The following is a 13,763-nucleotide window of genomic DNA, read 5'->3' as shown; positions in this document are numbered from 1 at the left end:
GGCAAAGAAGACTTGCAACCAAAACACAAGCAAGATATAAACAGATATAACAGGAGCTTCAGACTTCTCATTATTCACTTAGAATTTCGGATAAAGACGGAGGTAAAACCGAATCCCCAAAGTTACCCGGAACCGAACCCATCGTAAATTCCAAGATTCCTCCATCCACTATATCGGTATGTGTAATAAAAAGCTTATTATAAACCTCACCATTAAGTTTCACCGATTGCACATATATGTTCTCATCATTCCACCCTGCTGTTTTCACTTTAAAGAGCTTGTTTCCAATGGTAATTTCAACATTTTCTACCATCGGTTTACCCAGAATATATATTCCTTCCGCGGGATTCACAGGATAGAATCCCATCGCGCTGAAGACATACCAAGCCGACATTTGCCCGCAATCCTCATTACCACATAATCCGTCCGGCCGATCAGTATACAAAGTAGACATGATTTCATGCAACCGTTGTTGAGCTTTATGAGGCTGGCCCGCATAATTATAAAGATAAGCTACATGATGGCTAGGCTCATTGCCATGTGCATACTGGCCGATAAGTCCGGTTATATCTATCGGCACATCATGGCCTGACATACCCATAGGCATGGAAAATAAGGTATCGAGAGCATTGACAAATTCCTCACTGCCCCCATATAGATTTATCAACCCTTGCACATCGTGAGGAACAAAGAAAGAGTATTGCCATGAATTTCCTTCCACCCAATCACATTCCCCATAAGATGAAAAGAAAGGATCAAACGGACGGCGGAAACTGCCTTTGCTCGAAAAACCGTTCATTAGTTTATATTCTTTGTCAAAATATGTTTTATAACCGGAAGACCGGCTTATAAAATAGTTATAATCATCCATCTTACCCAAGTCCTTGGCCATTTGAGCTATACACCAATCGTCATAGCAATATTCCAAAGCCGCAGAAACCGATTTATTGTAAATGTCATAAGGAATATAACCGTATTGTTTCAGCTCTTTCACACCAAAGTTATCCTGCATAGCCGATGTCCTCATGGCTTGATACGCCTTTTCCACATCATAATTTCTTATACCTTTGAAGTATGCGTCTACAATAACCGGAATGGCATGATAGCCAATCATACAATTTGTTTCACTCGACCATAATGGCCACACCGGCAGTAATCCATACTGATCATACTGCGCAAGCATAGATTGTACCAGATCGTTCGTTTTATCTGGAGCAATCAACGTTAATAACGGATTCTCAGCACGAAAAGTATCCCACAGCGACAACACTGTATAGTTATTGAACCCTTCGGCTGTATGTATCTGTTTATCAAGGCCCAAGTACTCTTTATTCACATCATTATACAAATAAGGGGCCAATAAAGAATGGTACAGCGCTGTGTAAAAAATTATTTTATTCTTATCAGAAGCTTCTACCTTAATCTTTGATAATTCTTTTTCCCATATCGACTGTGTCTCGCTAAGCGTTTTGTTAAAATCCCAATGCGGTATCTCTTCCGAAAGATTTTGAAGTGCATTTTCTGCACTTATAGCAGATATTCCCACTTTTACTAACACCATCTCATTAGAGGAAGTTTCAAAATTAAGAATAGCTTTTATATTTTTGCCGGAAGCTTGTTTTTCCTGAATAAACAGATCATCCACAGCAACAGACAAGTCAAATGCCTTAGATACTTTCAAAGCAAAAAACAATTGTTGTTCACTCCAGTATTTTTCTCCGGGCTCACCCCAGCCTTTTGTCCTCCTTTCACCTATTATTGTACAACTGTCTATCCTATTCATGGAAGTAAAAAGAACAGAATCAGTTGCGAAATGATGAGATAAATCCAATATAATATGAGAAGATTTACTTTCAGGAAAGGTATAACGATGAAAACCGCATCGAGGAGATACGGTCAATTCAGCCATAATATCATAATCTTTCAACCTTACTTTATAATATCCCGGAGATGCAGACTCCTCATCATGTGAAAAACGGGAGCGATATCCTTCATCCGGTTTATCTTTCGATCCCGGATTCAATTTCAAATTTCCCGTCGCAGGCATCAACATCACATCCATCAGATCGGAACGTCCTGTACCCGAAAGATGCGTATGAGAAAAACCAATGATGGAACTATCGGAATAATGATAGCCGGAACACCAATCCCATCCTTCAAGTCCTGTGTCAGGACTTAATTGTACCATTCCGAAAGGGTATGCTGCCCCCGGAAACGTATGTCCATGTCCACCTGTACCTATTAATGGGTCGACAAAGTCCAACAAACTATCTGCACTGATAGTACTATTTTCGTATCTGCACCCGGACAGGGCACATAACGCCATGATGGTCCATATTATTTTTCTCATCTTTTTCTTTAGATTATTATGAAGCAAATTTATCCCAAAATCTCCATATATATGTCTACAAAAAGCTAAGAAAGAAGAGAAAAAGGAAAAACAAAACGCGAACAAAACATAAACAAAGTACGATAATGACCACGCACATAAGCGATTGCTCCCAACCTTACCTCTATTTGATTTATAGCATCCCCAAAAAGAAACAAATTTCCGGTACAGTCATCCAATAATAGAATATATTTGTCTTGAACAAAGACGAGAGAAACCCTCTATTATCCGCCAAACCCTTGGCCAAAGCACTTTTGTTTGTATTTTGTTCATGTTTTGTTTTTACTTTATTGCTTTTTTCATTCGGTCACATTGATCTAAATGCAATACTTTTACAGCAAAATTCGTTTTGTATAACTTTAAAATTTAAAACAATGAAAAAGTACTTAAAAATTAAGCTTCTGATATTGATATTCCTGACGGGAATACAATATACGAACGCACAGGGTACAGCAGTCGTCAATGGAGCTGTTATTTCCGATCAGAATGATCCTCTGATAGGTGTTACAGTGACCGAGACGGGAACTACAAACGGGGTAATAACCGATATAGATGGTAAATTCTCGATTAAGCTGAAAAATGCTACCGGGAAACTGACTTTCAGCTATGTAGGATACATTACACAAACAATCGCTGTAAACAACCAAAGTAAAAATCTGAAAGTTGTATTAACAGAAGACTCTAAGCAGCTGGAAGAAGTCATCGTCGTAGGTTATGGTGTACAAAAGAAAGCGAATGTATCCGGATCTATTACATCTTTGGGCACACGAGACCTACATACGATGGCCACCAATGATGCCTCTCAAGCCCTACAAGGAAAAGCACCCGTCTATGTATCAAGGAAAAGCGGATTACCCGGTGAGGGTTCCTCTGTATATATGCGCGGTGTAGGAACACTAAATAATGCCGCTCCACTCTGGATTATCGATGGAGTGCCTGGAATGCCACTGGATAATTTTAATGAAGTGGAGTCTATCCAATTATTAAAAGATGCCGCATCCGCCGCCATCTATGGAATTGAAGCAGCCAATGGAGTCGTATTGGTGACAACCAAGAAAGGTGCTAAAGGAAGAATAGCCGTGAACTACAACGGATACGTAAAGATAAACCATGCCCTCGGACTTCCTGAAATGCTGGGAACCCAAGGTTACATTGATATGTACAAGGCCAGATGGATGTCCAACAATCCGGATAAGGGCGAACCTACAACTAATGATATTAAATCGTTCTATTTCCTGACTCCAAATGAAGTATCGCAATTACCTAATACTGATTGGGTAGACGTTATGTTTGGCACCGGAATAGAACATTCTCATAGCATTGACATCTCCGGAGCTTCCGATAGATCATCTTATTTCCTTTCTGCCATGTACGAGAATGACGAGGGTACCTATGTGAATACAAACTACGAGAAATGGGCCATTAAAACCCGATTCGAACAAACTCCATTGAAATGGCTAAAATTCAGTCAGACAGTAAATTTCAGTCACTCAAAAAGAAAACATAATGCATTGAACTGGCAACACGTCCTTCGCGCTAATCCAGCCATGAATGTATACGATGACACCAACCCGATGGGTACAGGATATGGATACTTCACTGATGAATTTGCAGGAACAATCGACTGGCAGGGAGGAAACCCATTGGAAAGCGCTGACTTGAAAGATCATTGGGAGAAATGGAACGTTGCATGGGGAAATTTGCAAGTAATCATCACCCCGATAAAAGGACTGGTATGGACTACCAACCTGACAGGAACTCTTAGCAATCATGCGACTTCAAGCTTCTTATATAATACATTTGGAGGCATATCAACCAACTCTATTGACTTTGTGGAAGGAAAAAACATCCAAGGACACCAATTGGATTATTCTCACAATCAAAGTACTTCCTACTTGTTGAATACATACGTAAACTATAATAAATTGATTGGTAAACACGATCTTGGAGCAATGGTCGGTTTCGAAGTAAGAGAATCACGTAATGATGACGCATCAGGATATGCTGAATGGGGTATACCGGCTCAAGACTTAAGAAGTACTGCTCTTACCGATCACAGAGACGGTACCAACTCTTGGGCTACAGGAAGTAGCTACTCCATATTCGGACGTGTTACCTATGCTTATGACAACCGCTATCTGCTAACAGCGAACTTTAGAAATGATGCCACTGATATATTTGCTCCGGGCAAAAGAAGCGCTTTCTTCCCATCTGTGTCTGTTGGTTGGAACATAGCCAATGAGAAGTTCTTTAAAGTAGAAAAGATTAATGACTTGAAACTAAGGTTTGGTATCGGAGAAATTGGCAACAACAGTATAGACAAAAACTGGTGGAGACAAGAATATAAATTACAAACGAATGGTACTTGGTTGGCCCAGAAAACTCCGAATAAAGACGTAACATGGGAAAAAACAAGAATAACTAACATCGGAATAGATCTTGGAGCATGGAATAATGCTTTTACAGCCACTATCGACCTATACAACAAGAAAACACGCGATGCATTGATTGAACAAAAAATGCCTTCACATATCGGTGTTGGTAGTAGTACTTATAAGTTGAACAAAGGAGAAATCAGCAACAAAGGTATTGAAGTGGCTTTGTCATACAGAGGATCAATCAATCATTTCAACTACCTCGTAAGTGGAAATATCTCGTACAACAAAAATAAAGTACTAAACATCGGTAATGCCAGCTATTTGTCCGGAGGAAGCTTCAATCGCACACTCGTAGACGGACCGGTAGCAGCATTTTGGGGATACGTAGCAGACGGATTGTATCAAACACAGGCAGAAATAGATGCCTTGAATGCGATATCAATGGAAAAATGGGGCGTAGCATACGATGCAGGAAATATAGGCCCGGGAGATATTAAATTTAAAGACCTGAATGGAGACGGACGTATCAATGATGAAGACATGACTTCAATAGGTAACCCTTGGCCAACATATGTATATGGATTCAATGTGAACTTGGAATACAAAGGTTTTGAGTTCAACATGAACTGGCAGGGGGTAGCTGACAGAGATATATACAACAATACCAAACAATGTCTTGAAAATATGAATGCTGACTGGAACTCAACTCCGGATGTGTGGAATGCATGGACACCCAACAATACCCAAACCAGCCAACCTCGTCTGGGTAATGCTACCCACAACTATCAATTGCCTAACTCATATATGGTTGAGGATGGTTCATACTTGAGATTAAAAAACATTCAGCTAGGATATAACTTTAAGAAATCGGTAGTATCTAAAATGAAATTATCAAAACTGAAAATCTATGTAGGAGTAGAAAATGCACTGACATTCACTAAATTCAAAGGATTTGATCCTGAATTTATAGGTAATAACAATGCCGAACAGGGAGTATATAGCTTAACTCAATATCCTCAGTCCCGTTCTATTTCATTTGGTCTTAATGTTGGTTTTTAATCAGATAAAAATATAAATATGAAAATTAAATATATGTTCATAGCAGGATGTCTGCTTCTGACATCAGCATGCAGTGATTTTCTGGATCATCCTCTAACAACGTCTGTATCAGACGATAATATTGGAGAAATCATACAAAAAAACCCCGCAAAGTTAGGCGAATTTTTGGGAAGCGCTTACAGGTCTCTAGGTTCTATCATGCTTTATGGAAGACAGACGGAATATATGTCAACCATGTCGCACGAAATGGATATTGATTGGCTGGGCGAAGAACAACGTAATCAATGGGCCATCAATGGGCTCACTTCCAGCAACAAGAATGTAGAAGAGGCCTACATAAAATACTATAAAGCCTTGGCTTCTGCCAATCTCATGCTAGACTTGATCGACCATGTAGACTTGGAAGCGCTGGATGAAGAGAAAAAAACAATGGTAATGAACTTCCAGGGTGAAAGTTTATTTTTAAGAGCATTCATACATTTCGATCTATTACGCCTGTTCGGAGAACAAGGACCTTCTTTCGGGGGAATGTATCCAAACAACAAGGATGCGAAAGGAATCATTCTGATGGAAGGTATTGCAGACGCTAGTAATGCAATTACAGCCAGATCAACTATTGAAGAATGTTATCAATTGATAATCAAGGATCTGAAAAAAGCCGAAACCTGCATTGGAGACAACCAGATCCCGGTCAATACTGCAGTACCCGGTCCCGGCTATACAGACACTGATTATACAAAAGACCAGGGATGGGCCCAAAAACCGGCTGTACATGCATTACTCGGGAAAGTGTATCTGTATATGAGCGACTATGCCAATGCCAAGACAGAATTTGAGAAAGTGATAGGCGACAGCCGCTTCAAATTGGACAAACCGGTCAACTTTACAGATTACATTCAGCATACGGACAACAATCCCGAATGTATCTTCTCCCTGCAATATTACCTCTCGTCAGGAAGTGCCTATGATGATGCCCCCCAACATCACCTGGTTCGTATCTTCGGAGGAGCTCCGGGTGCCTGGAACAACTTTTTCGTCGATCAACGTACTGCTGCACGATTCGGAGACGATCCACGTCTGTATGAAGCTACATTATACGATTATACATGGCAGGCTTGGAGTACAGCCACTACCGGCATTACATTTATAAAGGCGGATACGGATGTGCCCGATTACAGATATTACGCACGTAAGTATACCGACTTCTATAACGTGTCTTCACCTGTATTCTCAACCAAGAATGTAGATATCATCCGCTTGGCGGATATTTATCTGATGTATGCCGAAGTAATGCTCAAACTGAACTCTGTAGATGTGGCCACCGAATATGTGAACAAAGTCCGTCGCCGGGCATGGGGAGAAAGTAACTACGACGTACCCGGTACAAAAGGAGAAGATTTTTCGACTGTCACCATGGAAATCCTTCAGGAAGAACGTTACAAAGAGCTATTCTTTGAAAATATCCGTTGGTATGATATTTGCCGTTGGGGAATATTGGAACAGGAATTGGCCAAATATCCTTCAACAAAGGCAGGAACTGTACATTACGATCCACAAGACTATTATCTTCCGATACCTGAAAGTGAATTGAGAACGAATCCATTAATGAAACAAAGTAAAGGATATTAAGTATGAAAAAGCTGTTGATTTTACTGGCATTTGCTTTTCTGTTTCTCTCTCTCACCTCTGCGTCTTCTTTTGACGAGCGGAAAAAATATCTCCTTGATTATTACTCCAAAGCCCGTCCAAACGACCAATATTGGGGAGATAACGACATCAAGACAGCAATGGGATTTGTTTTAGCTCGCCTGGAAACAAAGAAAGATGTCAAGTATGCTCTGGATATGCTGAACCGGATGCAGGAAGATGCACCCTTCGACATGTTCGATTGTCATCAGAATATCGACGCGTATCTACGCTTTCAGTCTGTATACCCGAAAGAGCTGAAAGAGAAGGTACGGAAACGTATGACAAGCGAGGATTATTTGGCAGATGGAAGTACCGAAAATCATAGACTGATGTTTAAAACAGCTGGATATCTTACCGCACTGGCTTTCCCCGACTGGGGGAAAGCCGACACGGTAATGGCACATTGCCGTTCAGTACTTATGGATGTAATGGATAAGACGGTACGTTATGGTATCAAAGAGTTTGATTCTCCTACGTACGGCACATTCTATATCACTTGCCTTCTTTCTTTGTATGACCACAGCAAGGATGCTGAATTTAAGAAACAGGTACAAATGACTCTTGAATGGCATTTACTCAACATGGCACCCGAATGGTTGAATGGTTATTTCATATCTTCCTCTCTACGGGAATATTATTTTGCTTGTTCTCCTCATATGATGAGTCCTTATCCACTTTTAGGCTGGTTGTTTTTTGGTGGCGGTCCCAATCCGGTATTAGAGCAAAAGTATGAAAACGGAGAGTTGATTGTGAACAATGAAGGCTTTTACTCTGTACTGGCGGCCGTTTCTTCCTATCGTGTACCAGAGATTATACAGCATATAGCATCGGATAGAAAAAATGCATACGTACATAAAGAATCGCATGATATGACTCCATTTGCACAACTCAACTATCCATGGGGATTCAAGAAATATACATATATCAACAAAACGTATGGATTAGCCAGTCAATGGGATGGAATCAGTCTGGGATGGAGCGCGCAGATGCGCCGGTGGAAACTAGTATGGGAATCGGATGCACCCGCAAGTACTTTCTTCCTGACTCATATCAGTCATTATGGTAGATCAGCCGAAAGCCTTTTCGGAGCTACTTGTCGCGAACAAGTATTACAACATAACGGCACGTTGCTGGCCATGTATAAAATAGAATCGGAAGAACCCCATCCGTATGTGACAGGAGTAGTGCCTATTGATGCAATAAAACAAATGAAAGAGGACAAATCCGGCTGGATATTCTTTGACGGAGGAAGTGTTCTGTTTGCCGTAAAATTCTGTCATCCATACACATGGGACGAAGACCGGATGTTCCGCGGGGTAAAACATAAGATGTTACGCTGTGACCAACGTGGCACTGCCGCAGTCATAGAAACCTGTTTGCCGGATAAATATCAGCCTACAGGAACGCAAACAGCTTTGGACCTGTTTGCAGAAGATATACTGAAAACAACGAAACTGGAATACATCGTTACCAATCCGGAATACCGACAGACCATTTATCACTCACTTAGCGGTGATACACTAAAAATTATCTACAACTACGGACGTTTCGTCAACGGAGAAAAGGTGGATTATGAAAATTGGCCTTTGTATTCAAACCCATGGATGGAACAAGCGGTGAACGGACGTTTCCTGAATGTTTCGCATGGAAAAGAATCACGCGTGTATGACTTCAGAAATTGGAACGTGACAGATAGTAAAGAGGATTAATAATATGACGAAATCTATCTTATTCAGCTTGACACTGGTATTCATCACAATCGCTTGTTTTGCACAAGACTATTATGGGAACAACCGTAAGCAGTGGCTACAAAAAGCAGAGCAATATAAACCGAAACTTATAATCACAGAGAAAAAGCCACTGAAAGTAGTGGATATTGTACCCGACGCACAATCGTTTCAGAAATACAAAGCAGTAGATGTCAGTCCTATCGACTCCTTGTACTCTATGCCTTTCAGACTGAAAAAAGAAATTACGATTGACTTCGGAGAGCATCTGACCGGATATTTCAGTTTCTCTGTAAGGAGTACCGGGCTTGCAGCCGACGGTCCGTTAAGGTTGAAATTGACCTTCGGGGAAGTTCCTTCGGAAGTGGCTGTCCCTTTTGATTCTTATAAAGAAGGCTTAAGCAGGGCATGGCTGCAGGACGAAGTTGTTTCTGTAATGTATGTGCCGCAAACAGTCAATCTTTCACGCAGGCTGGCTTTCCGCTATGTGAAAATAGAGTTGCTGGGCAGTTCCCCTTATTATGATTTCAACATACATGATATAAAATGTATGGCTCAAACTTCTGCCAGAAACATACCTGAAGAGCTTCCGCAGACAGTTGATCCCATGATAAGGAAAATAGATCGTGTCGGACTCAATACACTGAAAGAATGTATGCAAACCGTTTACGAGGATGGTCCGAAGAGAGATCAGCGTCTTTGGATCGGTGATTTATATCTGGAAGCTCTTGGCAACAATTATTCTTACAAGCAGCACGACCTTACAAAACGGTGTTTGTATTTATTGGCCGGATTGAGCGATCTGAACGGATATCTGTTGGCTACTGTAATTGAAAATCCTGTGCCAAGAGCCCAGGACAAACAGTTTCTTTATGAATATGCGCTATTATATAATGTAACATTGAAAGACTACCTGGAAGCAACAGGCGATATGGAAACTGTCAAAGACTTGTGGCCTGTGGCTAAAAAGCAGCTGGATATTGTCCGTACCAATGTCAAGACGGACGGATTGATGGATTTTGAGAAAGTAAAGAAAGACTGGTGGGTATTTTTCGATTGGAAAGAGGATTTGTATAAAGAGGTTCCCTTACAAGGAGTATCCATATTCGCACTAAAGGAATCCTACAAGCTGGCTCAACTGCTCGGAAAAGAAAAAGAAGTTGCCGACTTGCCTCAATTAACTGATAAAATGATAAAGGCTGCCCGCAAAAACTTATACAACCGGAAAACCGGCTTTTTCGTCGGAACAGGCGACAAGCAGATTTCCTATGCTTCACAAATATGGATGATCTTAAGCGGAGTTGCCAGTAAAGCTGAAGGCAAAAAAGCTTTATCAGCATTGACTACAACACAGGATGTTTGTTATCCCGGCACTCCTTATATGTATCATTATTATATTCAGTCGCTGATAGATTGTGGAATGAACCTCGAAGCAAAAGAGGCTTTAGTCAATTACTGGGGAGGAATGATTGCCAAAGGAGCCGATACATTTTGGGAGGCATACGATCCTACAAACGACTTTATTTCTCCATACGATTTTTATCCTATCAACAGCTATTGCCACGCTTGGAGCTGTACGCCTGTTTATTTTATCAGGAAATACCCTGAAATATTTCAGAAGTAAGGTGTTCAATACAAACCACTAAGAATACTTTTAATTCTGTATATCGCAAAAATTTGGAAACGCTCTTTTTATGTTGTATATTTGTAGAACAAGGTGCGACAAGAAGTCGTACAAGTAATTGTTCAGCATAATGTCTGAACCTGTTGTTCCGTCAACAGTAGCCTAAAGAGGCGTGCTTTACGAGTAATTGTTTGGTGCGAAGCCCTCTTGACAATATGGTTCTATGCAGAAATATCCAATGTATAGGCTGTTAGGCTGACCGATATGAGTAACGTATGTGAACCGCTGCACCATCGTAACAAAAGAATAGCTTACGGATATTTACAAGCTATAGCCAAAATGGCGGGCAGTCAGGATAGTTCTCTCTTTTTCAGGACTACACGGATGCAGCACTGCCGGTGGATGGGCGGACTTTAAGTCGGTCGTAAGTTACTTGTACGGAACTTGGTAAGCCCGTATCTCTCCTGTCCTTTATCGGACAGGTAAGCCAATCGCAAGAGAAGCCGAATGATGTGCGGGTAAAGGATTGCGGAGAAAGCGAACGCTTCCGTGTAATGCGGAAGATAGAGGTTTAAACGTCACCTCATGCGAAAGCAGGCAGACTTCCGCAGGGTAATTCTTTGTGAAACGATTGTAGAACTTTAACGAAATGAAGAAACAGCAAAGGAGCAAGGCGAAAGCCGAGTGTGCATCTTCAGCCGAGCGTAACACAACATGGAAAAGCATTGACTTCTCCAAATGTGAACGAAAGGTCAGAAAGCTGCAAGTCCGAATAGCAAAGGCTCATAAAGAAAAGAGGTACAACAAGGTTAAAGCCTTGCAGCACCTGCTTGTCACTTCGTTCGAAGCCAAGGCATTGGCAGTAAGGAAAGTGACCTCCAATAAAGGTAAACGCACGGCAGGGGTTGACCACATAAAGTGGGATACCGATGCCAATAAAATAGAAGCTATACGTTCTTTGACACGGAGAGGATATAAAGCCCTCCCATTGAAAAGAGTTAACATACCTAAGGCAAACGGCAAGACAAGACCGTTGGGAATACCGACCATGAAAGACAGAGCCATGCAGGCACTGTATCTTATGGCATTGGAACCCATAACGGAAAGTGAAGCGGATGCAAACTCTTACGGATTCAGAAAGTTCAGAAGTACGGCAGATGCGATAGATGCGCTTCACAGATGGCTAAGCAGGGATTGCTCTCCCGAATGGATATTGGAGGGAGACATAAAAGGCTGCTTCGACCATATCAGCCATGAATGGCTTCTCGATAACGTACGAATCGACAGGCAGATATTAAGAAAATGGCTGAAAAGTGGAGTTGTATTCAACAGACTGCTTCAACCGACTATTGAAGGGACACCACAGGGCGGCATTATTTCACCGACACTTGCAAATGCAACTCTTGACGGCATGGAAAGGATGCTCAAAGAGAAGTACAAGGCAAGTTATGTCAATGGAAAACTTTACTGCCCCAAAGTCAATCTCGTAAGATATGCGGATGACTTCATTGTCACTGCTGACAAAAGGAAAACGTTACTTGAAATAAAGGAAATGTTGACAGTTTTTCTAAAGGAAAGAGGACTTACCCTATCCGATGAGAAGACACTGATAACACATATCAGTGACGGATTTGACTTTTTAGGTTTCAATGTCCGGAAGTACAACGGCACATTGTTAATAAAGCCGTCAAAGAAAAGTCAGAAACGTTTCACTGACAAGCTGCATGAGGTTGTGCTGACCAAAGGTAAGGCATCATCCCAGCAGGAGCTGATAGAGAAACTCAATCCTATAATAAAGGGATGGGGTAACTACTACAGCCATGTGGTATCAAAGGAGGTGTTCTGCCGATGTGACCATATCTTAATAAATCAACTTAAAAGATGGTCATATCGCAGACATACCGACAAGTCAAGGAAATGGATAAGGAAGAAGTATTTTATCCGAAAAGGTGGCAGAAATTGGATTTTCGGTTTTGAATATGTATGTGGAGAAATAAAGGATAAGTTCACATTACAGCAACTGACAGAAATTCCAATCAAGCGACACACAAAGATAAGATGCGAGGCCAATCCGTTCGACCCATCATGGGACGAATACTTCGAAAGGCGGAAACTCAAAAGTGCCCGTCAACGTGCGTGAAGAAAACTTTATCGGAAACAAGTCATCGCAAGATGATTATGAGCCGATTTAATTTTATGAGAATTAAATTTAGAATTATCGGAGCTGTATGCGGTGAAAGTCGCACGTACAGTTCTTAATGGGGAAAGCGGCAGCAATGCCGCCGACCTACATAACAATATAGATCATCAATCAAAAAAGACGAATAAAGTATGGATTTAAAAACAAATAAATTGAAACAAATAAACTAAGTAATTATATAAAAATACAGTGGACAGAAATCCTGTCAATAGCTAAGGCTGCGAAATTCTATGAATTCTGCAGCCTTTCTTGTTACATAAATTCAATATAAATGCCGATAAAATCTTCCATATAGTTTTTAATAAACTCAAACAACGTTTCTAATAAACTCTTCAAAAATCTATTAGAAACGATAAAGCTGTTTATGCATAAACAATAAAGATATTTCAATAAAATAAATATCGTAAGAAACAAACAACCGTGTACTATATATATAAACGATAAATTTATGATACATACACACTATTCAATTTATTATACAAATACACTTTCAGGACCGTGTACAGTTGGCCATTTTCATCACTGAATTCTAAATGACCAATGCTACACCTTATTCTGACGAGAGGATTGAAAGTTCCTGAAAAAAGAAATCACCTTTGCTACGATATGCTGTAGCAAAGGTGATTCATTAGATCAAGACTTTTCGGACGACCCTTTTATAAATTTAAAAGCTTATTGGACAGCCTTTTGATTAAGA

7 protein-coding genes are annotated in these 13,763 nt (G+C 40.7%); 6 read left to right on the top strand and 1 reads right to left on the bottom strand.

Annotated features, from left to right (window positions below):
* Window positions 1-70: 70 nt before the first annotated feature.
* Entirely contained in the window at window positions 71-2,350 is a 2,280-nt protein-coding gene (locus NXV01_RS04480) for a GH92 family glycosyl hydrolase (protein WP_195648687.1), read from the bottom strand.
* 413 nt (window positions 2,351-2,763) lie between these two features.
* Between NXV01_RS04480 and NXV01_RS04475 the strand changes: the two genes are divergently transcribed.
* From NXV01_RS04475 to ltrA, 6 genes are all read left to right on the top strand, one after another.
* Window positions 2,764-5,826, top strand: coding sequence for a TonB-dependent receptor (locus NXV01_RS04475; RefSeq protein WP_195648688.1), 3,063 nt, complete (start codon window positions 2,764-2,766; stop codon window positions 5,824-5,826).
* Between the two features lie 18 nt (window positions 5,827-5,844).
* Entirely contained in the window at window positions 5,845-7,455 is a 1,611-nt protein-coding gene (locus NXV01_RS04470) for a RagB/SusD family nutrient uptake outer membrane protein (protein ID WP_148367697.1), read from the top strand.
* A gap of 2 nt (window positions 7,456-7,457) precedes the next feature.
* A complete protein-coding gene (locus tag NXV01_RS04465; RefSeq protein WP_148367696.1) occupies window positions 7,458-9,224 on the top strand; it encodes a hypothetical protein in 1,767 nt (588 codons plus the stop codon).
* 4 nt (window positions 9,225-9,228) lie between these two features.
* Window positions 9,229-10,866, top strand: a complete 1,638-nt coding sequence (locus NXV01_RS04460) for a glycoside hydrolase (RefSeq protein ID WP_259021798.1) — start codon at window positions 9,229-9,231, stop codon at window positions 10,864-10,866.
* Between the two features lie 264 nt (window positions 10,867-11,130).
* Complete coding sequence (locus NXV01_RS04455; RefSeq protein WP_167511788.1) at window positions 11,131-11,283, top strand: hypothetical protein; 153 nt, start codon at window positions 11,131-11,133, stop codon at window positions 11,281-11,283.
* 232 nt (window positions 11,284-11,515) lie between these two features.
* Entirely contained in the window at window positions 11,516-13,006 is a 1,491-nt protein-coding gene (gene ltrA / locus NXV01_RS04450; protein ID WP_258978446.1) for a group II intron reverse transcriptase/maturase, read from the top strand.
* Window positions 13,007-13,763: the final 757 nt, after the last annotated feature.

The sequence above is a fragment of the Bacteroides sp. BFG-606 genome, from assembly GCF_024788145.1.
Lineage (GTDB): Bacteria > Bacteroidota > Bacteroidia > Bacteroidales > Bacteroidaceae > Bacteroides > Bacteroides vicugnae.
This window is presented reverse-complemented; position numbering and strand designations above follow the sequence as displayed.